Source organism: Haemophilus haemolyticus M19501, from assembly GCF_000222025.1.
Classification (GTDB): Bacteria; Pseudomonadota; Gammaproteobacteria; order Enterobacterales; family Pasteurellaceae; genus Haemophilus; species Haemophilus haemolyticus_G.
In genome coordinates this window covers 122,446-146,480 of sequence record NZ_AFQO01000008.1, presented here as the reverse complement: position 1 = coordinate 146,480, position 24,035 = coordinate 122,446, and the positions used below count along the sequence as shown (strand labels likewise).

Below are 24,035 nucleotides of genomic sequence, written 5' to 3'. Positions count from 1 at the left end.
TTGGCATATACTAAAGCATATATTTAAGGAGGAGCATAATGGAAAAAATTGCACGTTTATTTAGAAATGGTCGCAATCAAGCCGTTCGTTTACCTGTGGAATTTGAGTTTGATGCCACTCAAATTTATGTTTTCAAAGAAGAAAATGGCGATATTACGCTTTCAACTCGTTCTCGTAGCCAGCAAAATTGGCAGAAAGTTTTCGAATTGTTACCTACAATTCAATGTGATGAAGATTTTTTATCGGAAAAAGAACGTAAGCAAGAAGTGGCAACGCGAGATCCTTTTGAGGGCTTTTAAATGTATATGTTAGATACGAATACTGTGAGTTATTTTTTCCGTAAAGTACCTTCTGTGGTAGAACGATTAAGACAGCTTAATCCTGAAATCCTCTGTATTTCTTCTGTTACCGCCGCTGAATTATTTTATGGTGTGGCAAAGCGTAATAATCTGCAACTTTTACAGTTTTTAGATACATTTTTATCTGCGATTTCTATTTTAGAATGGGATACGAAAACCGCTGAAAGTTATGGCAAGCTAAGAGCTGAAATGGAAAAAGAAGGCAAGGTAATGGGCGTGCAAGATCAAATGATTGCAGCTCACGCTTTAGCCAATGAATGTGTTTTAGTCACGAGTGATAAAGCCTTTGAGTTTGTCCCCAACTTGATTTTAGAAAATTGGCGTAGTATTTAACTTGCGAAACAGTCAAATTTTGCAAAAGTTTTATATAATTTGGTCGATTTTGTTTCATTTCTTCCTTCTTAGCTTAAAAATAAGATTTCTAGGTATTCTTATTCTAAAAAGGTTCTCGTTTTAGGGTGTTTTATACGTCCAAATATTCTGTTTTCATAAGATATTGATAATTTAGTGAATGCAGGAGCAGAGATTATTACAGTAATAGAATGAGCTGTTTTAGTTGTTGCTATTGAAAGTGCGGTAAAAATTTTTAAGATTTTCACCGCACTTTTTATGTATAAAAACAATATTTCCTTTATATCTTAATCTATATGACGTAAAATTGAGTATCTTTTATTTAATAATAGTGAGGATCTAAATATGTTTTTATATAATTCTGTAAACAAACAAACAAACAAACAAACAAACAAACAAACAAACAAACAAACAAACAAACAAACAAACAAACAAACAAACAAACAAACAAACAAACAAACACTAACCTTTTCTTCCCATCTTGCACAATAACTACAGCTCTCTCCATTATTGGTGGAATATTCACTAATCCAGCTTTAGCAGATACCTCTCCCCCAACCACTTCAAATACTAACTTTTCACAAAATTTTGGAATGAAAGATATTAGTACATCTGAGAGTACGAGCAATAACAATATCATTATCGGTAATTTAGAAACTAATACTATTAATGGTGTTAAAGGTACTGATACTTCTAATGCTAAATTATCTCACGCAACTAATAATTTAATCGTCGGCGATAACAACACTTTAACGGGCAATAGTACGGTAGTTGTAGGGCTTAGTAATACTGTAACGGGAAAGGATTATGGCGGAGGCAATGGCAACTTACAGGTTTACGGTTTCAGTAATAAGGTACAAGGCGCATCAAGTCAGGTGTTTGGGCAAGGAAATAAAGTGTATGGTGTCTATCACACTGTGTCTGGTTTTTATAATGAAGTAGGCAAATATAGCAGTAATGTAAATGATTATACCTACAACGTTGTATCAGGCTATAAAAATAAAGTGGAGGGGGAGCATAATATTGTATTTGGCGAAGAAAATGAAGCGAAGACATCTGACAATACCAAACCTAAGGTAAATTATACAGTGGCGTTAGGATATAGCGTGAAAACCCTTGGAGATAATGCCGTGGCAATTGGCAAGCAAACCAAAGCAAATGATGGTTCTACGGCAATTGGTAAAGAGGCAAATGCTTCAGGTGGAAAATCTGTCGCATTAGGGAAAGAAAGTAAGGCATTGGCAAATTATACAGTGGCAATTGGCGACGGTGCAAAAGCTGAATATAGTGATAGCGTTGCATTAGGTTCTAACTCAGAAACAACAAGATCGAATGAAGTTTCTGTGGGTAAGTCGGGCAGTGAAAAATTTATTGCTAATGTAAAAACAGCCGTAAAAGATACCGATGCTGTAAATAAAAAACAAATGGATGATGGCGATAAAGCCACATTGGCAAGTGCTAAATTATTTACCGCTGGAAAAATTGTTTCAGAAGCACTTAAACGTGAAGCAGGCGATGCAAAAACGTTAGCAGATGCAAAACAATATACCGATGAAAAATTCAGCCCATTAAATACAAAAGTAACAAATCTCGAAAATAAAATAACTGCAACAGAGGATAAAATTACTCAAGTTGAAGATAAAGTTACTGATGTAGAAACTAAAGTTGTTGGTGTGGATAGTAAAATTGTTCAAGCAAAAAATGAAGTAGTTTCACAAATTATGGAAGAAGCTGTTAAACGTGAAGCGGGCGATACACAAACTTTACAAACTGCAAATCAATATACCGATCTCAAATTAGGCACATTGCAAACTCAAGTACATAATTTCCAATCAGATTTTAACGAGCTAAATGGCAAATTAGGAAAATTAGACGGCAAATTGGAACGTGGTTTAGCGGCGGCTAACGCACTTTCTGGTTTAGTCTTGCCACAAGTGGTCGGAAAAGCGAGTTTTTCTGCTGCGGTGGGTGGTTATGGCAGCCGTAATGCGGTGGCGATTGGCGTAGGCTATACACCAAAAGCGAATATTACATTAAAAAGCGGTATCGCCGTAAATGCAGGCAAAAACAGTAAAATTTCCTATCAAATGGGAGCTGGTTGGGTTTGGTAAGGATAAAACAACCAATCTAATCGGATAAATTAGTATCTAAAACGAGCATTTTTTGTTTAGTATTAATCTAAATCGAAAATGCTCGTTTTTTGTCTTAATTATTCTTTTCTTAAACACCAGATTTTTCTTAACTTTGCGAAACAGATTTAATGTAAAATTTTTCATTTTAAATTTCCTTTTTTGAGTGTAAAAATAGCTACCTCAGTATGTTAAAGGAAGTGGATTTCATTTCTTATATAAGTTTTAAAGGAATTAAAATGAATGTTATATCTGATCTTGAGCTTCAGCAAATTCGTACTCAAATGCTGACATTTGCACGATTGCAAGTTAATCAAGCTGATCTTGCCGAAGATTTAGTACAAGAAGCCTTTTTAAGTGCATTCAAAAATCTTGATAATTTCAAGCATCAATCTGCATTTAAAACTTGGATTTTTGCCATTCTTAAAAATAAGATTATTGATTATTTACGTCAGAAAGGGCGGTTTGTTTTAGAAAGTGAACTTGAAGATGAAAATACCAATAATTCATTTTTTGAGGAAAAGGGGCATTGGAAACCAGAATATTACCCGAGTGAATTACAAGGCGAAGAAGAAACTGTGTATTCCGATGAATTTTGGCTGATTTTTGAAACTTGTTTGACTTGTTTACCCGCTAAACAGGCAAAAATTTTTATGATGCGAGAGTTTTTAGAGCTTTCATCTGAAGAAATTTGTCAAGAAACGCATTTAACTTCGTCTAATTTACATACCACCCTTTATCGGGCACGTTTACAGTTGCAAAACTGTCTTTCAAAAAAACTTTAGGAGAGATTATGCGTTGTCGCCAAGCCACTCGAATGATTTCCGAATCGCACGAACGTTCATTAGATATACAAGAAAAAGTGGGGCTAAAAGTACATTTAGTTACCTGCCCACATTGCCGTCGTTTTCAAAGAAATTGCAAAACCTTAAGTATGATGATGAAGAAATTTAAAGATTCACATTAAGAGTGATGAAAGTATTAAAAAATACCGCTATTTTGACCGCACTTTATAGCGGTATTTCTAACTTATCCGCACGGAATTTTATAATCTCAAAGGTTTTATTTCTTCAGCTTCGCCAATAAACTCACTGCGCCCACAATTATAACTGCACCGAGCCAAAAATAGAGGTTAGGTGTATGATGCCAAAAGAGCCAGTCGAAAACGCTAGAGAAAATTACGCCAGTGAACGCAAAAGGAGTAATGATATTGGCGGGTGCGTATTTAAAAGCGCGCGTGAGTAATAATTGGAAAATCAATCCAAATCCGCCCACTAATAGCAATAAGCCAAGCTCGTATAAATTAGGGATTTTCCATTGGTTAATAAAGAAGACTGGTAACATGAATGTACCAATCAGATGAAAATAAAATACGATATTTTTTGGTGTGTTGTATTTGTTTAATTCTTGTAAGCCAATAAATGCCATTCCTGCCAATACAGCACCAGATAATCCTACCAACACATAAATAGGATCAACATTGCCATTGTGATTGGTGAGTAAAATAATGGAAACGCCAAGAAAACCGATTAAGCTACATAAAAGCACATTAAGCGGTGTTTTTTGATGGAAAAAGAGCAATAAAATCGGGATAAATAGGGCAGAGGTATTCATCAACAAGACAGTGATGGAAAGCGGTAAGAACTTCACGACATAAAAGTTAATCAACATACTCGATACACCCGCGGCATTACGCAGGATTAAAAATTTCCATTGATGAGTATCCACTTTAAAATCTCGATCTTTAATCACAAAAGGAAGTAAGAAAAGCAAGCCGATTAAAAATCGTGAAAATAAGGTTTCACTTGCAGGAATTGTTTGAGAAGCGGTTTTAACAAATACATTCATCAAGGTAATGGAAAAGTACGCTGATACCATAAAACTAATCGCTTTGTGATAAAGCGAAGGAGTGGAATGTGATTGCATATAGATTTTTACCTTAGAAAAGAGGGGGAGATTGGGCATCTTAACGCTTTATTATTGGTTATAACAATGGATTTTAGTCAATTTCTTTAAAAATTTTACAAAAATCTGTAAGAAATCGAATTATCCGCCGTCTAACCTCATGTAACGTTAATTTTTACTTCATAAGGAAAAGCAATGAAACTATCAAAAACATTTCTATTTATTACCGCACTTTGCTGTGCAGCACCAACTTTAGCAATACAAAATTCAACATCATCATCTGGAGAACAAAAAATGGCAATGGAAAATACACAAAACATTCGAGAAATTTATCTTGCTGGTGGTTGTTTCTGGGGTATGGAAGCATATATGGAGCGTATTCACGGTGTGAAAGATGCGATTTCTGGCTATGCCAATGGTAATACGGGGAAAACCAGTTATCATATGATTGGGCTAACCGATCACGCAGAAACGGTAAAAGTCACTTACGATGCAAACCAAATTTCGTTAGATAAATTGCTTAAATATTATTTTAAAGTGATTGATCCAACGAGTGTAAACAAACAAGGTAACGACCGTGGTAGACAATATCGCACAGGGATTTATTATCAAGATGGGGCAGATAAAGCGGTGATCGAACAAGCTCTCGCCCAGCTTCAAACCAAATATAAAAAACCAGTGCAAATTGAGGTACAACCGATTAAAAATTACATCGTAGCGGAAGAATATCATCAGGATTATTTGAAGAAAAATCCAAATGGTTATTGCCATATTGATATTACCAAAGCAGATGAACCTGTGATTGATGAAAAAGATTATCCGAAACCGAGTGATGCAGAACTTAAAGCGAAATTGACACCATTGCAATATTCCGTTACTCAAAATAAACATACTGAACGCTCTTTTAGTAACGAATATTGGGATAACTTCCAACCGGGTATTTATGTTGATGTCACCACAGGCGAGCCTGTTTTCTCTTCAAATGATAAATTTGAATCAGGTTGTGGCTGGCCAAGCTTTACGAAACCGATCATTAAAGATGTAGTGCATTATGAAACCGACAACAGCTTCAATATGCAACGTACCGAAGTGTTAAGCCGTGCGGGCAATGCTCATTTAGGTCACGTATTTGATGACGGCCCGAAAGATAAAGGCGGTTTGCGTTATTGCATTAACAGTGCATCAATTAAATTTATTCCGTTAGCTGAAATGGAAAAGGCAGGATACGGATATTTGATTCAATCCATTAAAAAATAAGGAGATGTAGGATGTTAGATCAGCAACTCCTTATTGGAACTGTATTTTTAGCTGGGCTTGCTTCTTTTCTTTCGCCTTGTATTTTCCCGATTATTCCAATTTATTTTGGTATTTTGAGTAAAGGCGGTAAAAAAGTCTTAAATACTTTTTTATTTATTTTAGGGCTTTCCCTTACATTTGTCAGTTTAGGCTTTAGTTTTGGTTTTTTAGGGAATATTTTATTTAGTAACACTACCCGCATTATCGCTGGCGTTATCGTGATTATTTTGGGTATTCATCAACTTGGCATTTTCAAAATTGGTTTGTTGGAACGCACGAAATTGGTGGAAATAAAAACATCAGGAAAATCAACCGCACTTGAGGCATTTGTTCTTGGTTTAACGTTTAGTCTTGGTTGGACACCTTGTATTGGCCCGATTTTGGCTTCCGTGTTAGCTTTATCAGGCGATGAAGGCTCTGCACTTTACGGTGCATCAATGATGTTCGTTTATGTTTTAGGTTTGGCAACGCCGTTTGTATTATTTTCATTCTTCTCAGACAGCTTGCTAAAACGTGCTAAAGGGTTAAATAAACACTTAGACAAATTTAAAATCGGTGGCGGAATTTTAATTATCGTGATGGGCATTTTATTGATTACGAATAATTTTTCGTAAAACATAACCTCAACAAAAGAAATTTATAAAAGGAAAAAGCAATGAAAAAACTACTATCAATATTTCTAATGGCATTCAGCCTAAACGCTTTTGCACAAACTAATTTGGCGGACGTGCAACTCAAAGATTTAAACAATCAGCCAGTTACTTTAAGCCAATATAAAGGCAAACCTGTGTATGTAAAAATGTGGGCATCTTGGTGTCCAATTTGTTTGGCAGGATTAGCTGAAATTGATGATTTAAGTGCGGAAAAAGATCGCAATTTTGAAGTGATTACCATTGTTTCGCCCGATCACAAAGGCGAAAAAGACACCGCTGATTTTATTGAGTGGTACAAGGGATTAGAATATAAAAATATCACGGTGCTTTTAGATGAAAAAGGCGAAATCATTGACAAAGCAAGAGTGCGTGGCTATCCGTTCAATCTCTTTTTAGATAGCGATCTAAACCTGAAAAAAACCGTACCAGGACATTTAGGGGCAGAGCAAATTAAAGTTTTTGCAGGGAAATAATGATGAAAAGCGGCTTATTTTTAAGCCGTTTTTTATATTCCATTTTTACAGAGTAAAGAGACAAAGTATCTAAGATTGGCGTTTGTACATTGAGCATTTGGTAGATTGATAAAAAATATATATTATAAGCAGTATGATTTTATTGCTTGTATAAGTAATTTTTATTTTTACTGTAATATTTATTCAGATTATCTTTGAATATTAAATAAAGTGCAGTGATCTACAAAAAGGAAAACAATGGAAGAAATTATTAACGGATTGCTTATCGTGCTTGTGCCGATGATGTTGGGTTATTTAGTCAAAATACAGAATCAAAATGCGTTGGCATTCATTAATAAAATTGTGATGTTATTGCTTTACATCATTTTATTTATGATGGGGTTTATGCTTGGGCAGCTAGAGCATTTAGAACAAAAATTGCCAATTATTGGTATGACCGCTTTAGGGCTGTCCGCTATCATTCTGACTTGTAATATCCTAGGCTTGGCTATTTATGACCGCACTTTGCCTAAGCCAGTTAATTACTTACAGGGAGAATTGCCCTCTCGTTGGCATTCGTTAATGGACTCAATTAAATTATTAAGTGCGGTGATTATCGGCGTTATTTTAGGTTGGTTGTGCAATGATTGGTTGCATTTCCCAAATGGCTCTAATCTTTACGTGCTTATTGCATTGATCTTTTTTGTCGGGATTCAGCTTCGTAACAATGGTATTTCCTTGAGAGAAGTCTTATTAAATAAGCAAGGTTTAATGATGGGGGCAATTTTTACCCTAAGTTCTTTAGTAGGTGGTGTTATTTCAGCATTTTTTCTGAGTATGCCGATTACTCAAGGTCTAGCCTTTTCATCGGGATTTGGTTGGTATTCTTTATCAAGCGTCGTGCTAACAAATGCTTGGGGGCCGATGCAGGGGAGTATTGCCTTTTTTAATGATTTATCGCGTGAAATTTTGAGTTTATTTTTAATTCCACTGTTTATGCAACATTATCGTTCTACAGCTATTGGAATTACAGGCGCAACAGCACTAGATTGTACATTACCTATTATTCAAAAATCAGGTGGAATTGAAGTAACGCCTATCGCCATTTCTTTTGGTATGGTGACAAATTTATTACCGCCGTTGTTGTTAGTTTTTTTCTCGAGTTTTCCAATTTAATGGGGCGTTAATTTTAATAGAAAAGAAAAAGGGAAATCAGATGATTTCCCCTATTTTTACGTTATCGTTACTTTTTCCAAATAACGTGAAATTCGCGATCTTCTTCTCGGTGAGAAATTAAGAATTTAGCAAAGACATCATCCATTTCATCTTGCTCATTGACTAAGCCCACCCATACTTCAGCGTATTCTTCTGGGTCAATCAGTACACCAATTTCTTCTTCCCAATCATCGGCGGTTTCAACAAATTCCACACCACCACGTTCTTCAAATTGTAGGTTGAATAAAAGAATGTCGGCAGGATCTAAGTTTTCTCCAGCCATTTCTAAGAAAATATCGTAAGCAATATCAATGGCTGTATCGGGATCAAGTTTTTTAATTTCTGTTGTCATAATGTTTGTCGTAAAGGTTATGGTTAATAAAAAGTGCGGTTAAATTTTTTTCTCTTTTTAAGCGTTTTATGCCACGCTGGTTGGAAGTTTAATTTCTCGGATATTCATCGAAAAACCATCAATCATCAATAAGCGTCCACACAAATTCTTACCGATTTTTAACCGCACTTTAATTGCTTCTAAGGCTTGAATGCTTCCCACAATGCCGACGATTGGTGCAAGCACGCCTGCTTCTACACAGCTTAATACATTTTGTCCAAATAATTTACTGAGATCATGATAAGTAGGCGTATTCGGTTCATAAGTGAAAACGGAAACCTGACCTTCCATTCGAATCGCCGCACCAGAAATAAGAGGAATTTTTGCATGATTACATTGACGATCCAACTGATTACGGATTTCCACATTGTCTGTACAATCTAAAACAATATCAAAGTGCGGAATGATTTCTGCGAGTTTTTTTTCGTCTAACTTAGCATTAATTGTCTCAATGTTTATATGTGGATTGATTTGTTCCAGTGCAATTTTAGCTGATTCTACTTTGGGCATATTCAAGCGCGCATCGCAGTGCAAGACTTGGCGTTGAAGATTCGAAAGAGAAACTGTGTCGAAATCCAACAGTGTTAAATTGCCAACGCCTGCCGCTGCGAGATATTGGCTGGCTGCACAGCCTAAACCGCCAAGTCCAACGATCAGCATTTTGCTTGCTTTGAGTTTTTCTTGCCCATCAAAATCTACGCTTTTAAGAATAATTTGACGGTTATAACGCAATTCTTCTTCGTGACTAAGTTCGATCATTTTTTATCCTAATAAATGATTGAAAGGCTCAATTGTCACTGTTTCGCCCGCAGAGACATTGCCACGTTCTTGTTCTAACACGATAAAACAATTGCTTTTTACAAAAGCGCTAAAGAGATGAGAACCTTGGAAACCTACTGATTGCACTTCAATTTGGCCTTGTTCATTGATGTGATAAAAACCTCGTTGGAAGTCTAAACGTCCCACTGCTTTTTTCAAATTCATTGTGGCAATGGCTGAAAAGTGCGGTGGATTTTTCCATTGTTTTTGCCCTTGCAGTTTAGCGATTAATGGCTGTACAAGTTGATAAAATGTCACTAATGCAGAAACAGGATTACCGGGTAAACCACAGAACCAAGCGTTTTCTAATTTACCAAAAGCGAATGGTTTGCCCGGTTTGATTGCAATTTTCCAGAAATTTACTTGACCTACTTTTTCCAATACCGCTTTAGTGAAATCCGCTTCTCCAACGGAAACACCGCCACTGGTAATCACTAAATCGGCTTGGTTTTGTGCGGCAATAAATGCTTTTTCAAATTCCGCTTCGTTATCAGGCAATAGTCCTAAATCAATGACTTCACAGTTTAGTTTTTCAAGTAATAATTTTACAGTGAAACGGTTGGTGTCATAGATTTGTCCGCTTTGTAATGGCTTGCCGACTTCGACAAGTTCATCGCCAGTTGAGAGTACGCCGACTTTTAATTGGCGATAGCATTTTACTTCTGCAATGCCTAGAGAGGCTAATAATGGCAAGGAAACAGGAGTAAGCGGTGCGCCTTGTTCTAATACCACATCGCCTTTTTTTACATCTTCGCCAATACGACGGATGTTTTGATTTTGTTTAGGCAATTCACTAAAAGTGACGGTGCCGTCTTCATTGAGTGTCACTTGCTCTTGCATTATCACTGCATCTGCGCCTTCAGGAATCATCGCGCCAGTCATAATTCTGACCGCACTTTTTGATGGCCATTCCCCTTGGAATGGATTACCTGCAAAAGATTTCCCTGCTACCGAAAGTGTTAAAGATTGTTGTAAATCAGATAAACGTACAGCATAGCCATCCATTGCTGAATTATCGAAAGAGGGAACATTAATAGGTGAAATAACATTTTCTGCACAAATTCGATTGGCAGCTTCTTGTAAATTTAGGTATTCAGTTTGAGTCGGGAAGGGAATCTGTTCGAGCATTTTCGAGCGAGCTTGATCCAATGTAAGCATAGAAAATCCTTATTTGATAAAATTTGTCAGCTATTCTATATCTAAAGCCTAATTCATTCAAATTTGCAATTTTTCTCATTTTACCATCCTATTATCCTTTGCTAGAATAGCCGATTATTTTTTTAGGAAAGACTATTATGAGCAAAATTTCACTGGATGCACTGAATGTAAGAAATGCCTTGATTGAAAAAGGTATTGAGACACCCATGATTGATCCCACACAGGCTAAAGATGAACGTCGAGAAAGCATTGCAAAACACATGCATGAAGTAATGAAGCTGATTGGATTAGATTTGCGAGATGATAGTTTGGAAGAAACACCAAATCGTTTAGCTAAAATGTTTATTGATGAGATTTTTAGCGGAATGGATTATGCGAATTTTCCTAAAATGACGAAAATCAAAAATCAGATGAAAGTCAGCGAAATGGTGCAAGTGAATGACATCACGCTAACAAGCACTTGTGAACATCATTTTGTTACGATTGATGGTGAAGTTTGTGTGGCGTACTATCCAAAAGATTGGGTGATTGGTCTTTCTAAAATTAATCGTATTGTTTCATTTTTTGCTCAACGTCCACAGGTTCAAGAACGTTTAACCGAGCAACTTTTGACAGCATTTCAAACAATTCTTGAGACAGATGATGTTGCGGTATATGTGAAAGCGACCCATTTCTGTGTGAAAGCGCGTGGTATTAGAGATACGAATAGTTATACTGTCACATCTGCTTATGGTGGCGTATTCTTAGAAGATAGAGATACTCGTAAAGAATTTTTAGCTACAGTTCAGAAGTAAAAAATAGTTAATAAAATAGCCGCACTTTAAGATGAGTGCGGCTATTTTTTATATTTGTCTCGAATAGAAAAGTGCGGGGAAATTTATCCGCACTTTTGGATTTTAGATTATTTAGCTGCTTTTAATTCTTGATAATATTGCTCATAGAATTGAATTGCATCGCCAACATCATCTTGCCAGTGGCTATTTTTTAATACATCAGCCGGTGGATAAATCGCTGGATCTTCAGTGATTTCTTTTGGTAATGCTTTTTTCGCTTCTAAGTTAGCTGTTGGATAGCCAATTGCTAAGGTTAATTTTTCTGCAGCTTTAGCACCTAACATATAGTTAATAAGTTTATGTGCACCATCTGGGTTTTTAGCAGTTTTAGGAATTGCTAGAGTATCAACCCAAAGTACAGGGCCTTCTTTCGGGAATACCATGTCTAAAGGTGCTTTTTCTTTTTTAGCAATACGTACCGAACCATTCCATAATTGACCCACTTCCACTTCACCTGAGATGAAAGAGTTCGCAGGGTTATCAGAATTGAAAGAAAGTACGTTTGGGCGTAGTTTTAATAATTCTTCATAGGCTTGTTTGATAATTGCTGGATCTTGAGTATTTGGATCTTGACCAATTTTCAATAAAGCGATGTTGAATACTTCGCGCGCATCGTCTAATAACTGAACTTTGTTTGCAAATTCTGGTTTCCACAAGTCAGCCCAAGAAGTGAATTGAGCGCCTTTATAAGTGTTGGTATTGAATGCAATACCTGGTGCGCCTAATAATTGTGGAAGCGAGTATTTGTTACCTTTATCATAAGGTTTATTGAGCCAATCAGGATCTAATTCTTTAATAACAGGTAATTTGCTGTGATCTAGCTCCATTAACATGCCTTCTCTAGCCATCTTAGAAACAAAGTAATTAGATGGTGCAATCACATCATAACCGCCAGCTGCGCCTTGAGTTTTGAGTTTTGCATACATTGTTTCGTTTGATTCTAGGCTTGAAACGATAACTTTGATGCCAGTTTCTTTAGTAAACTCATCTAAAAGACCATCAGGTACGTATTCAGTCCATGTGTAGAGGTACACGGTGTCATTGGCAGTAGCCGGAGATTTTGCAGCTTCAGCTTTGCTATCTTTATCATTACAAGCAGTTAAAGTTGCAGCTACTAAGCCTGCAGTAATTAAACCTGCGAATTTTTTCATTTTTGTTTGTTCTCCGTAAAGAGTCGTAAAAAAACCACCTGCCGAATGACAGGCATAAAAAAACGCCTTGATTGTGCGTCAAGGCGTATTCTATTTTAAATTCAAAGGTTTGTGAAACCTTTTGTTTATTAATGGTTATTTTTTCGTGTAATTAGCTGGCTTAAAACAACAAGAGCCAGTGAAAGCACGATCATAATCGTTGCTAAAGCATTAACTTCAGGTGTTACACCAGTTTTCACTAAAGAGAATATTCTCAATGGTAAGATTTCATAACTTACACCACTGACGAATGATGAAACCACAACATCATCTAATGAAATAGTGAAACTTAATAACCAACCAGATACAACAGCAGGTAATGCTAAAGGAAGGATAATTTTACGTAAAATGGTCACTTCACTTGCGCCTAAGTCTTTTGCCGCTTCTAACATTCTAGAATCAAAGCCATTTAAGCGAGAGAAGATAGTTACGGTCACATACGGTAAACAGAAGGTTACATGGGCCAGTAATAAAGACCAGAAACCTAATGAAATACCGACAACCATAAATAACGCAAGTAAAGATACTGCCATTACAATATCTGGTGACATCATGACGATAAATAACATTCCGCTTACCGCTTGTTTACCGCGGAATCGATAGCGGTAAAGTGCGATTGCAGTTAATCCACCTACAATAGTAGCTAGAGTAGCCGCAAAAAATGCAATAGTTACCGAATGAATCGCAGCTTGTATTAAGGTGTCGTTATTAAATAAACGCTCGTACCAGTTCCAGCTAAAGCCTTTCCAACTTAAACCATAACGATCTTCGTTAAAGGAATTAGTGACTAAAATAATAATTGGGATATACAAATAAGCGTATACCACAAACATAAATCCATTACGTAGTAAACGACTCATTATTCTAACTCCACTTTCTTATTCAATAGTTTGTTCGCGCGGTAGTACACGAAAATCAACAATGCCATTAGAACAGTTAAACCAATACTGATTGCAGAACCAAATGGCCAGTTACGAGAAATTAAGAATTCACTCTTAATTACGTTACCAACCAGCAATACTTTTGCTCCGCCAAGTAAGTCTGCAACGTAGAACATACCCATTGCCGGTAATAACACTAATAAACACCCTGCGATGATGCCTGGCATGGTTAGTGGTAAAATAACACGGAAGAAACGTTGGAATGCATTTGCACCTAAATCTCTTGCAGCCTCTAATAAGCGACCGTCTAATTTCTCAATCGCAGAGTAGAGTGGCAAAATCATAAATGGCAATAGTAAATAAACTAAGCCAATGATTACCGCAATTTCTGTATTTAAAATGCGAATGGGTTCACTCAAAATTCCCATGTCCATCAACATGGTATTAAGCACACCTTTCACACCAAGGAAGACTTTCATTCCATAAATACGGATCAATGAGTTTGTCCAGAATGGTAAAACCACAAGGAACAATAAGAGCGGTCGATATTTAGGATTAATTTTGCTCATCATGAAAGCAAATGGATAGCCAACTAATAAGCAAATAATGGTAGCTATGCCCGACATATACAATGAATTCCACACAACTTGTGCATAAAGCGGATTAAACAAGTTTGTGTAGTTTTCAATGGTGATTGGGAAAGCGTAAAAGTCGCTACCGTCTCTAGTCAGAAAACTTACGGCGAATACCAATAAGTTTGGAATCAACACAAAGAAGATGAGCCAACTGAAGATAATCGCAACAGTAATTTTCTGGAATTTATTATTGATTATCTTCATCGTTGAGAACAACCTCCCAGCCTTCATGCCATGTGATGCCTACGCGTTGACCTACGCTATGATCCATATGTGGGTCGTCTTCGTTAAAGAATTCACTTACGAGGACACGCATGCCATTATGATCAAATTCTACCGTTGATTCTAATGTCATTCCTTTGTAAGTGCGGTCAACAATGTGGCCGATAATTGCTTTAGAATGTTCATTTTCATCTAATTCTTCAATTACAATATCTTCAGGACGAAGGAGTACTTGAAGTTTTTGATCTTTCTCAACAGGCATGTCTGTGTAAATATCACAAACTCGACCTTCAACATTCGCGAGTACAACTTGTTCTGATTTACGTTCAATCACAGTCGCTTCAAATACGTTAATTTCGCCAATGAAACGAGCAACGAATAAGTTAGCTGGATCTTCATAGATTTCACGTGGAGAACCATCTTGTGCGATTTTACCTTTACGTAATAACACGATACGATCAGACATTGTGATCGCTTCTTCTTGATCGTGGGTAACGAAAATAAAGGTAATGCCAAGCTGACGTTGTAACATTTTGAGTTCATTTTGCATTTGTTTACGCAATTTGTAATCCAATGCGGATAAAGACTCATCAAGTAACAACACTTTTGGTTTATTTACTACGGCGCGAGCTATAGCAATACGTTGTTGTTGTCCGCCAGAAAGTTGGGTTGGCTTACGATCTGCCATTTCTTCTAGCTGTACCATACGCAAGGCTTCTAAAACACGCGATTTAATTTCATCGTTTGGTACTTTTTGCATACGCAAACCAAAAGCCACGTTCTCAAAAATTGTCATATGTGGAAATAGCGCATAGCTTTGGAATACCGTATTAATATGACGTTTTTCCGCTGGCACATTGGTGATATCTTCACCATCTAAAATAATGCTACCTGAATCCAATTCTTCTAAGCCTGCAAGTAAGCGTAAAACTGTGGTCTTACCACAGCCTGAAGGGCCGAGAATAGTGACAAATTCACCGTTATTAATTGTAAGATTGAAATCGTTAATAATGGTGTTAGAACCATAGGATTTTTTGATTGAACGAAGCTCAATAATAGGCTTGTTTTGAAGCTGATTTTCCACTAGCTTTGGTTTTCTCCCTAATTTCACCAATGATTTGGTACTGAGTAGAAATAAAACCTGCAAGACTGCAGGGGCGACATATAAAAATAGACGCCTATGATATAGTGAATTATTAATAATTAAAAGGACTTAATGCCTTAGAAAGTAAAAAAACTGTCGTTCATAAAAATAATAAGAAATTTAACCGCACTTTAGATGAATTTTACTTCGTTAATTTTATAAATATTGTTATATATCAAGATGTTTTCTATTTTTCTCGTTAAACTAAAAAAGATATTTTTAAAAGGAGTGAGAATATGATTTCTCAAATGGATAAAACGGAACTTCTAGAACGATTTTTACATTATGTGTCTTTTGACACCCAATCAAAACCTAACGCTAAGCATTCTCCCAGCTCTGTCGGGCAAATGAAGTTAGCTATACAGTTGCAAAAAGAGCTCATCCAACTTGGTTTGGAGAATGTTGAAGTAAGTAAATACGCGGTTGTGACAGCATTTTTACCCGCTAATGATCCTAACTTAACGAAAACCATTGGTTTAATTGCGCATCTTGATACATCTCCGCAATGTAGTGGTAAAAATATACGCCCCGAAGTGATAGATCAATATCGTGGTGGAGATATTGCATTAGGTATTGGCGAGGAGTTTATTAGTCCTGTTTATTATTCTTTTATGCAAAAATTGGTGGGGCAGACTCTGATTGTTGCCGATGGAACTACTTTGCTTGGAGCTGATAATAAAGCGGGAATTGCAGAAATTATGACCGCACTTTCCATTCTTCAGAAAGAGAATATTCCTCATTGCAATATTCGTGTTGCTTTTACGCCTGATGAAGAAATTGGTTTGGGTATCCATTATTTCCCAATGGAAAAATTTTCCTGTGATTGGGCATATACCATTGATGGGGGAGACGTAGGGGAATTAGAATACGAAAACTTTAACGCTGCCACGGCAAAAGTCCGGTTTTTCGGGCGGAGTATTCATCCTGGTTATGCAAAGGGAAAAATGGTAAATGCACTGACTTTAGCTTGTGAATTTCAGCAAGTTTTTCCAGTTGATGAAGTCCCAGAAAAAACAGATGGGAAAGCGGGCTTTTATCATTTAGAAGATTTTTGTGGCGATATTGAGCAAGTTGAGCTCACTTATTTGATTCGTGATTTTGATGAGCAGAATTTCGCACAAAGAAAAGCTTTTATTAAAAGTCAGGTGGAAAAATTTAATGCTAAAAAAGGTTTGAAAAAGCCTATTGAGTTAGACATTCAAGATAGCTACCAAAATATGTATGATGTGGTAAAAAATGTTCCTCAATCAATTGAACTTGTTGATCGTGCAATGAAAGCGGTAGGGGTTAAACCAAGTCATAAGCCGATTCGAGGTGGTACAGATGGGGCATTTTTAGCCTCTAAAGGTTTAGCGTGCCCAAATATTTTTACAGGTGGCTATAATTTCCATAGTAAACACGAGTTGGTTTCTTTACAAGGCATGGAAAAGACGGTTCAAGTAATTATCGAAATGTTGAAATGTAAAGAAACGTAAAGATTTGTAAGGAAATGTAAAGATTTGTAAAGAAATGTAAAGATTTTTCTTGCTATTCTTTAGATTAGTCAATATAATGACCTTGTTTTATCGAGATTCCTTTGATAAAGCTAAACTTTAGAGATTTTATTCATAAATTCCTTTTTGATGCCCCTAATGATTTAGGGGCTTTTTTTTTATCTATTGTAAATGCGTTATGTCATTTAGTTTTTCAAGGCTAAAGCCTTTTTCACTGTCATAATGCATGATGCTAATAGCTGTATTTAATAAAGATACTGATTTGTCTTTATCTCGGTGATTTTGCCAAGTTGCGCCATTGAGTAAAGCAATCAATAGACGCAAGGTATGGCCATGCGATACCACTAAAATATTCCCTTCTTGATGAATCTTAATGATGTCTTGTACTGCTGCGATAGCTCGTTTTGCTAGTTGTTCATAAGTTTCTCCACCATTCGATTCAGCTTTATAGTTTGCAGGATCATTAATCATTTGTTGGAATTCGGACAAAGGTCGGATCAGTTCCACATTTGTTCCTTCCCAACTACCAAAATAATGTTCATTTAATCCACGATGTTGGAATAAGGGAATGCCACGATCGCCAATAATATAATTGGCTGTGTCAATGGTACGTTGTAAACAGCTCGAATAGGCCGCAATAAAATCGACATTTTGTAAAGCTTGCCCAGTTTTTACCGCACTTTGAATGCCTTCTTCTGTTAATGGAGAATCTCCACTGCCTTGCATTAATCCTTGTTCGTTCCAAACAGTACGGCCATGACGAATAAAATAAAAAGTCAGTTGTTTTTTCATTTTTAGGAATATTTATTGGTAAGGTTTATACCTTAAGTGAGGAATGTAATATTAAAAAGGGCGCTTAAAAACGCCCTATGTTTGGTTTTATTAACGAGAGTAATATCCCGCCATTGAGCTATATACCGCATTTTCACTTTGCAACACTTGATATTTTGCATTCAAAATTGCAAGTTGTGATGATTTTTCCGTATTGGCTGCAACTAACCATTCACGCAATTCTGATACGCCCGCATTATAGCGGTTTCGATAATATTGCGTGATACGCTGATTGTAACTATGGGTTTGCTGTAAATTCCTTAATGTGCTTTGCGCTTGGGTAAAGGCAAAGTAGTTGGTATCCACATTATTGAGAGCCGTGGTAATACGTTGTTCGTAATTTAAACGCGCGGTTTCATAGTCAGCTTCAGAAATTTTAACGTTCCATTTTACGGTATTCCAATTTAAGAATGGCAAGCTAATTCCTACTGTGCCTGCAGCCACAGGATTGTGTAACGCCGTGTCAACAGTACTTGCTGTTGAAGATAGACTTCCACCTAAATTAATTTCAGGGAACCAACTTTTTTGAGTTGCTTTGGCATTTTTGAATGCGCTACTTAAACGAAATTGTGCTGCTTTTACATCAGGGCGATTTGCAATCACAGATACAGGAACATTCAAATTTACCCCAGCTGTTTTCACATTCATAATATGTGGGAAAGTGATATTTAACGCATCGTTTGGTTTTAAGTTCAGCAGATTACGTAGCGTTTGTTCTGCCGTTTTGCGTTGTGTTTCAAAATTTAATTTGTTATTACGCGCTGTTAATACTGCTTGTTGTGCTTGATCTACGCTAACCGCATCAGCCACACCTTGTGATAAACGCGTTTGCATAATATTACCAATGTCAGTGTAATATTTTATCGTTTCGTTGGTTGTGCTAATTGCATCATTTAAATAAGCAATTTGATAATAAGTCGTGACCACAGAATTGATTAATGATAAACGAGCAGATTCCATGTCTTCAGCGGTTGCTTTGTGCGACCATTCCGCCGCATCAGCGGCATTGGCTAAACGTTGCCAAAGATCCAATGTATAGCTCACATTTAAAGAACCTTTGTGTGAAATGGCAGAGTTTGCACTGGTATCAACTCGACGTTGTACCGCAGATGAAGTTGAACCATTAAATGCAGGCACTAAATTTGCGCCCACTAAATTTGCGCTATAAAGCGCACGGTTTACTGCCACTGCTGCTTTAGCTAAATCTTTGTTGTTTATTAACGCTTGTTCTACGACGCGATTTAATTGCGTATCGTTATACAATGACCACCAATTTTCTTTTACATTATATTGCTTGGTAATTTCTTCATATTGCTTGTAATCTTCAAGGCTAGCTTGATAAGAATCACCAATATTGGCACATCCCACCAATGCACCAGACATCAACAAAGCAAGCGTGATATTTTTTATTTTAAACATTGAGTTTTCCTTCTTACGAAAATGAGTGGAAAGTGCGGATGATTTTAACCGTACTTTTGTGTTTTACAAAATTATTCCCTTGCGAACTCAATTATAAAACAATTCACTGAACGATTGTTCATGAAAGGCGGCATTGTAATGATTTATTCTATTTTTTGCACGAAAAATATTGCTGTTAAACAAAAATGCTGAAAAAGTCATAAGTTATTAAATAGAAAGTGCGGTTAGTTTGGTGATCAAATTCACAAAGCCTTGCTTTTCGTATAGAATAGTAGAATTATTTTTTCTATTTATGAGAAAGTTATGAGCAATACAGAAATTCTAGAAAGTGCAGAAAATACCCGCACTCACAATTTTATTACCCAAATTATTGATGAAGATTTAGCTTTGGGTAAACATAAAAGCGTTCATACCCGTTTCCCGCCTGAGCCGAACGGCTATTTACATATCGGTCATGCTAAATCTATTTGTTTAAACTTTGGCTTAGCCAAAGAATATCAAGGTTTATGTAACCTACGTTTTGACGATACCAATCCAGTGAAAGAAGACGTGGAATATGTAGATTCCATCAAAGCTGATGTGGAATGGTTAGGTTTCAAATGGGAAGGCGAACCGCATTATGCATCTGATTACTTCGATGCGCTTTATGGCTATGCGATTGAATTGATTAAAAAAGGCTTGGCTTATGTGGATGAGCTTTCTCCAGAAGAAATGCGTGAATATCGTGGTACGTTAACCGAACCGGGCAAAAACAGTCCCTATCGTGATCGTAGCGTAGAAGAAAATCTCGCGTTATTCGAAAGAATGAAAAACGGTGAGTTTGCCGAAGGTACATTAAGTCTTCGCGCGAAAATCGACATGGCTTCACCATTTATGGTTATGCGTGATCCCGTGCTTTATCGTATTAAATTTGCGAACCATCACCAAACCGGTAACAAATGGTGCATTTACCCAATGTACGATTTTACTCACTGTATCTCTGATGCGATTGAGCGTATTACACACTCTTTATGTACATTAGAGTTCCAAGATAACCGTCGTTTATATGACTGGGTGTTGGAAAATATTAGTATTGAACGTCCATTACCGCATCAATATGAATTTTCACGTTTGAATTTAGAAGGCACGTTAACATCTAAACGTAAATTATTAAAATTAGTGAATGAAGGTATTGTGGATGGTTGGAACGATCCGCGTATGCCAACAATTTCAGGTTTACGCCGTCGCGGTTATACCCCAGCTTCGTTACGTGAATTCTGTCGTCGTATCGGTGTGACTAAACAAGATAACGTTGTAGAGTATTCTGCGCTTGAAGCCTGTATCCGTGAAGATTTAAATGAAAACGCACCACGCGCAATGGCAGTGATTGATCCTGTTCGTGTCGTGATTGAAAACTTTGAAGGCGAAGAAACCTTAACGGCGCCAAATCACCCGAATCGCCCTGAATTAGGTGAGCGCCAATTACCATTTACAAAAGAGCTTTATATTGATCGTGCAGACTTCTGTGAAGAAGCGAACAAGCAATATAAACGCTTAGTATTAGGTAAAGAAGTGCGTTTACGTAATGCTTATGTGATTAAAGCGGAACGTGTAGAGAAAGATACAAATGGTAAAATCACCACGATCTTCTGTACTTACGATCCTGAAACCTTAGGTAAAAATCCAGCAGATGGTCGTAAAGTGAAAGGTGTCATTCACTGGGTTTCTGCAGTACATAATCACCCAGCTGAATTCCGTTTGTATGATCGCTTATTTACCGTGCCAAATCCAGGTGCTGAAGATGATATTGAAAGCGTGTTAAATCCACATTCTCTCGTGGTAAAACATGGTTTTGTAGAACAAAGCTTGGCTGTGGCAGAAGCAGAGAAAGGTTATCAATTTGAACGTGAAGGTTATTTCTGTGCAGATAGTAAAGATAGCCGTCCTGAACATTTGGTATTTAACTTAACAGTAAGCTTAAAAGAAGGCTTCTAATTTTAATCAACCAAGTGCGGTCAAAATAAATGCGATTTTGACCGCACTTTTTATTTGTATCAACTATGCAACTTGAACCTAATTTTTGGCAAACAAAATCCCTGCTTGAAATGACCGAATCTGAATGGGAAGCCTTATGTGATGGCTGCGGCAAATGCTGTTATCGCAAATATATTCAAGGGCGAGGTAAACGCCAAAAACTTTATTACACTCGAATTGCTTGTAACCTTTTAGATGTAGAAACTGGAAAGTGCGGTAATTATTCAGAGCGTTTTAAAATTGAAACCGACTGCACCAAACTCACCAAAAAGAATTTACCTGATTTTCATTGGTTACCTGACACTTGTGCCTATCGCTTGCTTTATGAAGGAAAAACACTCCCTGAATGGCATCCACTCATTTCTGGTCATGCGGATTCCTTGAAAAATGCTGATGTTTTAATCAAAAATGGGGTGCATGAACGCGATGTAATTGATTGGTTTGAATTTATTATTGACGAAGATCACACTTTTAAATAAAGTCGGTTGTCATCACTTTCAGCTTGGTTATAATCCCTAACAAGAGTTATACAGTTGTCATGTGGTGTCTATGCAAATCTCGGATTTTCTCAAACAAAAAGCGGAAAAATGCGGTATCGCGCTTTCTCACTATGATATTGATGGACATCTTATTTTCGCAGATGAAAAGACGGTTTCAACTTTTGTTGAGCTTTTGCAGCCTCCGCCAAAAGCGAAAGGACAGTTTGACGATGTACTGGCTGCATTTGAAAATGAACCGATTGATTATCGACTCAATCGTCTAGATTTGCCGCTGTCTGCGGAATATCGTTATCAGCTGATTGATGAATCTAATGTCATTCTGTTAGAAAAAACACTTTCAAATTTATCCGCACTTTCTTTGCCTCCACTTCCTTTTGGCTATTATCAATTATCTATTTTTTCCGATACTGAACATTACATCGTTCGTTTACTTATTTCTCCTAAAACAGCGTTTCAACCACCCGTATTAAAAAATAAAAAAGTGTGGGGCGTAAATGTGCAACTTTACAGTTTACGCTCAGAACAAAACTGGGGCATTGGCGATTTTGGTGATTTAGCTTATTTGATCGAACAAAGTGCAAAACAAGGTGCGGATTATGTGGGAATTAATCCATTACATTTGCCGTATCCTGCCGTGCCAACATGGGCCAGCCCTTATAGTTCATCCTCTCGTCGTTGGTTGAATTTTTTATATTTAGCGATTCCAGAGTTACCAGAATTTAAGCGTTGCCGTTCAGTGCAAAATTGGTTTAAGCGTGAGGATATTCAAGCAAAAATTGGCGCTTTGCGTGAAAGTGATTGCGTCGATTATTCTTCAATATTGACTTTAAAATTAACCGCACTTGAGTCTCTTTTTGATTTCTTTCAACGTAGTCAATCCGCTGAAATTGTGACACGTCGAAAAATCTTTTCTGATTATTTAAAAAACAAAGGTGAACCTTTGTTGTTACAGGGGCTATTTAATGTATTAGATTTACAAGAACACGCCGATCATCAAGTAGAAGAAAATACCATCGGTTGGCTTGGCTGGCGTAAGGAATGGCAGCATTTAAGTGCGGCAAAAAGAAAAGCCCTATTGAAAAAACACCATGAGCAAATTCAATTTTTTGCTTGGTTGCAATGGCTTACTGAAGAGCAGCTTTCCGCATTACAAAATCTTTGTAAACAATCTGGTATGAAGTTGGGTATTTATGGCGATTTAGCGGTGAATAGTTCTCGTGGCAGTGCTGATGTATGGAGTGATCCTGATTTATATTGTGTAAATGCCTCTATTGGCGCGCCACCTGATCCTTTAGGCCCTGTCGGACAAAATTGGAATTTGCCACCTTATAATCCAACGGTGCTAAAAGCACGTGGCTTTGCACCATTTATCGATATGCTACGTGCCAATATGCAATATTTCGGTGTGCTACGCATCGATCATGTTATGGGCTTATTCCGTTTGTGGTGGATTCCAGAAGGAAAAACCGCGGCTGACGGTGCTTATGTACATTATCCTTTTGATGAATTAATGGCGATTCTTGCCATTGAAAGTGTACGTAATGAATGCTTGATTATTGGTGAAGATCTCGGCACTGTGCCCGATGAAGTGCGGTGGAAATTAAACGAGTTTCAAATTTTCTCTTATTTTGTATTGTATTTCGCCCAACGAAATGGCGAATTTCCTCGTATATCTGATTATCCTCGAAATGCTTATGCCACTATTGGCACGCATGATGTTCCCTCATTACAAAGTTTTTGGCATTGCCGTGATTTAGAATTATTTAATCAACTCGGTATTCTGAATGGGGAAGTGCTCAAGCAAAAATACGATCAACGTGTCGTGGATAAACAAGCCTTATTAAATAGTTTACATCGTGATAATTATTTACCGCCGCATTATGAAGGCGATGCGCTTTCTATGGCGATGCACGATCATTTAAACCGAATGATCCATCATTATTTAGCGGAAAGTAACAGCCGATTGATTGGTGTGCAATTAGAAAATTTACTTAGCCAAGAAATCAGTTTTAATTTGCCGGGCACCTCAAATGAATACCCAAACTGGTGTAAGAAACTTGCTCAACCGTTAGCGTTTATTTTTAGCAATGAAGCTTTAAAAACGTTCTTTGTGCAAATTAACCAAGGGCGAAATGTATAAGGAGTA

24 protein-coding genes are annotated in these 24,035 nt (G+C 37.0%); 14 read left to right on the top strand and 10 right to left on the bottom strand.

Translation table 11 applies throughout. The features are described 5' to 3' along the window. Nucleotides 1-38 precede the first annotated feature (38 nt). The 5 genes from GG9_RS03350 to GG9_RS03365 all read left to right on the top strand — a co-directional run bounded on the left by GG9_RS03350 (nt 39) and on the right by GG9_RS03365 (nt 3,806). Complete coding sequence (locus GG9_RS03350) at nt 39-299, top strand: antitoxin (protein WP_005631831.1); 261 nt, start codon at nt 39-41, stop codon at nt 297-299. Further along, a complete protein-coding gene (locus tag GG9_RS03355) occupies nt 300-692 on the top strand; it encodes a type II toxin-antitoxin system VapC family toxin (RefSeq protein WP_005631829.1) in 393 nt (130 codons plus the stop codon). A 611-nt stretch (nt 693-1,303) separates the two neighbouring features. Further along, the gene (locus tag GG9_RS09705; RefSeq protein ID WP_005631827.1) at nt 1,304-2,821 is read left to right on the top strand and encodes a YadA-like family protein; all 1,518 of its coding nucleotides are present in this window, start codon (nt 1,304-1,306) and stop codon (nt 2,819-2,821) included. Nucleotides 2,822-3,078: 257 nt separating this feature from the next. Further along, a complete protein-coding gene (locus GG9_RS03360) occupies nt 3,079-3,624 on the top strand; it encodes a sigma-70 family RNA polymerase sigma factor (protein ID WP_032825095.1) in 546 nt (181 codons plus the stop codon). Between the two features lie 8 nt (nt 3,625-3,632). Further along, nucleotides 3,633-3,806 (top strand): zf-HC2 domain-containing protein, encoded by a 174-nt coding sequence (locus tag GG9_RS03365; protein WP_005631822.1) that lies wholly within the window; start codon nt 3,633-3,635, stop codon nt 3,804-3,806. Between the two features lie 95 nt (nt 3,807-3,901). On the opposite strand, the gene GG9_RS03370 is transcribed toward GG9_RS03365, so the two are convergent. Continuing rightward, entirely contained in the window at nt 3,902-4,765 is an 864-nt protein-coding gene (locus GG9_RS03370; RefSeq protein WP_032825094.1) for a DMT family transporter, read from the bottom strand. A gap of 174 nt (nt 4,766-4,939) precedes the next feature. On the opposite strand from GG9_RS03370, the gene msrAB reads away from it, so the two are divergent. From msrAB to GG9_RS09615, 4 genes are all read left to right on the top strand, one after another. Further along, entirely contained in the window at nt 4,940-6,001 is a 1,062-nt protein-coding gene (msrAB, locus tag GG9_RS03375) for a bifunctional peptide-methionine (S)-S-oxide reductase MsrA/peptide-methionine (R)-S-oxide reductase MsrB (RefSeq protein ID WP_005631817.1), read from the top strand. Nucleotides 6,002-6,012: 11 nt separating this feature from the next. Next, nucleotides 6,013-6,654 (top strand): cytochrome c biogenesis protein CcdA, encoded by a 642-nt coding sequence (locus GG9_RS03380; RefSeq protein WP_005628783.1) that lies wholly within the window; start codon nt 6,013-6,015, stop codon nt 6,652-6,654. 41 nt (nt 6,655-6,695) lie between these two features. Beyond that, nucleotides 6,696-7,166 carry a redoxin domain-containing protein gene (locus tag GG9_RS03385; protein WP_005631815.1) on the top strand — a complete coding sequence of 157 codons (471 nt, stop codon included), beginning with the start codon at nt 6,696-6,698 and terminating at the stop codon, nt 7,164-7,166. Between the two features lie 237 nt (nt 7,167-7,403). After that, entirely contained in the window at nt 7,404-8,321 is a 918-nt protein-coding gene (locus tag GG9_RS09615; protein ID WP_005631813.1) for a LysO family transporter, read from the top strand. Nucleotides 8,322-8,388: 67 nt separating this feature from the next. Here GG9_RS09615 and GG9_RS03395 read toward each other — a convergent pair whose 3' ends face one another. The 3 genes from GG9_RS03395 to moeA form a co-directional block, all read right to left on the bottom strand. Beyond that, complete coding sequence (locus GG9_RS03395) at nt 8,389-8,712, bottom strand: HI1450 family dsDNA-mimic protein (RefSeq protein WP_005628170.1); 324 nt, start codon at nt 8,710-8,712, stop codon at nt 8,389-8,391. 66 nt (nt 8,713-8,778) lie between these two features. Continuing rightward, complete coding sequence (gene moeB, locus GG9_RS03400) at nt 8,779-9,510, bottom strand: molybdopterin-synthase adenylyltransferase MoeB (RefSeq protein WP_005631811.1); 732 nt, start codon at nt 9,508-9,510, stop codon at nt 8,779-8,781. A gap of 3 nt (nt 9,511-9,513) precedes the next feature. After that, on the bottom strand, nt 9,514-10,728 hold the full coding sequence (gene moeA, locus GG9_RS03405) for a molybdopterin molybdotransferase MoeA (protein WP_005631809.1): 1,215 nt from the start codon (nt 10,726-10,728) through the stop codon (nt 9,514-9,516). A gap of 137 nt (nt 10,729-10,865) precedes the next feature. On the opposite strand from moeA, the gene folE reads away from it, so the two are divergent. After that, nucleotides 10,866-11,522, top strand: coding sequence for a GTP cyclohydrolase I FolE (folE, locus tag GG9_RS03410; RefSeq protein ID WP_005631807.1), 657 nt, complete (start codon nt 10,866-10,868; stop codon nt 11,520-11,522). Between the two features lie 107 nt (nt 11,523-11,629). Here folE and GG9_RS03415 read toward each other — a convergent pair whose 3' ends face one another. The 4 genes from GG9_RS03415 to potA form a co-directional block, all read right to left on the bottom strand. Next, the gene (locus GG9_RS03415; RefSeq protein WP_005631805.1) at nt 11,630-12,712 is read right to left on the bottom strand and encodes an extracellular solute-binding protein; all 1,083 of its coding nucleotides are present in this window, start codon (nt 12,710-12,712) and stop codon (nt 11,630-11,632) included. A 128-nt stretch (nt 12,713-12,840) separates the two neighbouring features. Then, nucleotides 12,841-13,611, bottom strand: a complete 771-nt coding sequence (potC, locus tag GG9_RS03420; protein WP_005631803.1) for a spermidine/putrescine ABC transporter permease PotC — start codon at nt 13,609-13,611, stop codon at nt 12,841-12,843. Next, nucleotides 13,611-14,471 (bottom strand): spermidine/putrescine ABC transporter permease PotB, encoded by an 861-nt coding sequence (potB, locus tag GG9_RS03425; protein ID WP_005638601.1) that lies wholly within the window; start codon nt 14,469-14,471, stop codon nt 13,611-13,613. Before potB ends, potC begins: the two co-directional genes overlap by 1 nt. Continuing rightward, nucleotides 14,455-15,573, bottom strand: a complete 1,119-nt coding sequence (gene potA / locus GG9_RS03430) for a spermidine/putrescine ABC transporter ATP-binding protein PotA (protein ID WP_005631799.1) — start codon at nt 15,571-15,573, stop codon at nt 14,455-14,457. The genes potB and potA overlap by 17 nt, the downstream gene beginning before the upstream one ends. A gap of 296 nt (nt 15,574-15,869) precedes the next feature. On the opposite strand from potA, the gene pepT reads away from it, so the two are divergent. Further along, the gene (pepT, locus tag GG9_RS03435; protein ID WP_005631797.1) at nt 15,870-17,108 is read left to right on the top strand and encodes a peptidase T; all 1,239 of its coding nucleotides are present in this window, start codon (nt 15,870-15,872) and stop codon (nt 17,106-17,108) included. A 180-nt stretch (nt 17,109-17,288) separates the two neighbouring features. On the opposite strand, the gene GG9_RS03440 is transcribed toward pepT, so the two are convergent. After that, nucleotides 17,289-17,918: a histidine phosphatase family protein gene (locus tag GG9_RS03440; protein ID WP_005631796.1), complete on the bottom strand. Its 630-nt coding sequence runs from the start codon at nt 17,916-17,918 to the stop codon at nt 17,289-17,291. A gap of 90 nt (nt 17,919-18,008) precedes the next feature. Further along, nucleotides 18,009-19,376: a toxin/drug exporter TdeA gene (tdeA, locus tag GG9_RS03445; RefSeq protein WP_005631795.1), complete on the bottom strand. Its 1,368-nt coding sequence runs from the start codon at nt 19,374-19,376 to the stop codon at nt 18,009-18,011. A 303-nt stretch (nt 19,377-19,679) separates the two neighbouring features. Here tdeA and glnS point away from each other — a divergent pair, with 303 nt between their 5' ends. From glnS to malQ, 3 genes are all read left to right on the top strand, one after another. Further along, nucleotides 19,680-21,350: a glutamine--tRNA ligase gene (gene glnS / locus GG9_RS03450; protein WP_005631794.1), complete on the top strand. Its 1,671-nt coding sequence runs from the start codon at nt 19,680-19,682 to the stop codon at nt 21,348-21,350. Between the two features lie 65 nt (nt 21,351-21,415). Next, nucleotides 21,416-21,868 carry a YcgN family cysteine cluster protein gene (locus tag GG9_RS03455; protein WP_005631793.1) on the top strand — a complete coding sequence of 151 codons (453 nt, stop codon included), beginning with the start codon at nt 21,416-21,418 and terminating at the stop codon, nt 21,866-21,868. Between the two features lie 70 nt (nt 21,869-21,938). Next, the gene (gene malQ / locus GG9_RS03460; RefSeq protein ID WP_005631792.1) at nt 21,939-24,029 is read left to right on the top strand and encodes a 4-alpha-glucanotransferase; all 2,091 of its coding nucleotides are present in this window, start codon (nt 21,939-21,941) and stop codon (nt 24,027-24,029) included. Nucleotides 24,030-24,035 lie beyond the last annotated feature (6 nt).

Bases quoted from the DNA above. Each gene is read 5' to 3' on its own strand.
- GG9_RS03350 (WP_005631831.1), top strand. From the start codon at position 39: ATGGAAAAAATTGCACGTTTATTTAGAAATGGTCGCAATCAAGCCGTT.
- GG9_RS03355 (WP_005631829.1), top strand. From the start codon at position 300: ATGTATATGTTAGATACGAATACTGTGAGTTATTTTTTCCGTAAAGTA.
- GG9_RS09705 (WP_005631827.1), top strand. From the start codon at position 1,304: ATGAAAGATATTAGTACATCTGAGAGTACGAGCAATAACAATATCATT.
- GG9_RS03360 (WP_032825095.1), top strand. From the start codon at position 3,079: ATGAATGTTATATCTGATCTTGAGCTTCAGCAAATTCGTACTCAAATG.
- GG9_RS03365 (WP_005631822.1), top strand. From the start codon at position 3,633: ATGCGTTGTCGCCAAGCCACTCGAATGATTTCCGAATCGCACGAACGT.
- GG9_RS03370 (WP_032825094.1), bottom strand. From the start codon at position 4,765: ATGCAATCACATTCCACTCCTTCGCTTTATCACAAAGCGATTAGTTTT.
- msrAB (WP_005631817.1), top strand. From the start codon at position 4,940: ATGAAACTATCAAAAACATTTCTATTTATTACCGCACTTTGCTGTGCA.
- GG9_RS03380 (WP_005628783.1), top strand. From the start codon at position 6,013: ATGTTAGATCAGCAACTCCTTATTGGAACTGTATTTTTAGCTGGGCTT.
- GG9_RS03385 (WP_005631815.1), top strand. From the start codon at position 6,696: ATGAAAAAACTACTATCAATATTTCTAATGGCATTCAGCCTAAACGCT.
- GG9_RS09615 (WP_005631813.1), top strand. From the start codon at position 7,404: ATGGAAGAAATTATTAACGGATTGCTTATCGTGCTTGTGCCGATGATG.
- GG9_RS03395 (WP_005628170.1), bottom strand. From the start codon at position 8,712: ATGACAACAGAAATTAAAAAACTTGATCCCGATACAGCCATTGATATT.
- moeB (WP_005631811.1), bottom strand. From the start codon at position 9,510: ATGATCGAACTTAGTCACGAAGAAGAATTGCGTTATAACCGTCAAATT.
- moeA (WP_005631809.1), bottom strand. From the start codon at position 10,728: ATGCTTACATTGGATCAAGCTCGCTCGAAAATGCTCGAACAGATTCCC.
- folE (WP_005631807.1), top strand. From the start codon at position 10,866: ATGAGCAAAATTTCACTGGATGCACTGAATGTAAGAAATGCCTTGATT.
- GG9_RS03415 (WP_005631805.1), bottom strand. From the start codon at position 12,712: ATGAAAAAATTCGCAGGTTTAATTACTGCAGGCTTAGTAGCTGCAACT.
- potC (WP_005631803.1), bottom strand. From the start codon at position 13,611: ATGAGTCGTTTACTACGTAATGGATTTATGTTTGTGGTATACGCTTAT.
- potB (WP_005638601.1), bottom strand. From the start codon at position 14,471: ATGAAGATAATCAATAATAAATTCCAGAAAATTACTGTTGCGATTATC.
- pepT (WP_005631797.1), top strand. From the start codon at position 15,870: ATGATTTCTCAAATGGATAAAACGGAACTTCTAGAACGATTTTTACAT.
- GG9_RS03440 (WP_005631796.1), bottom strand. From the start codon at position 17,918: ATGAAAAAACAACTGACTTTTTATTTTATTCGTCATGGCCGTACTGTT.
- tdeA (WP_005631795.1), bottom strand. From the start codon at position 19,376: ATGTTTAAAATAAAAAATATCACGCTTGCTTTGTTGATGTCTGGTGCA.
- glnS (WP_005631794.1), top strand. From the start codon at position 19,680: ATGAGCAATACAGAAATTCTAGAAAGTGCAGAAAATACCCGCACTCAC.
- GG9_RS03455 (WP_005631793.1), top strand. From the start codon at position 21,416: ATGCAACTTGAACCTAATTTTTGGCAAACAAAATCCCTGCTTGAAATG.
- malQ (WP_005631792.1), top strand. From the start codon at position 21,939: ATGCAAATCTCGGATTTTCTCAAACAAAAAGCGGAAAAATGCGGTATC.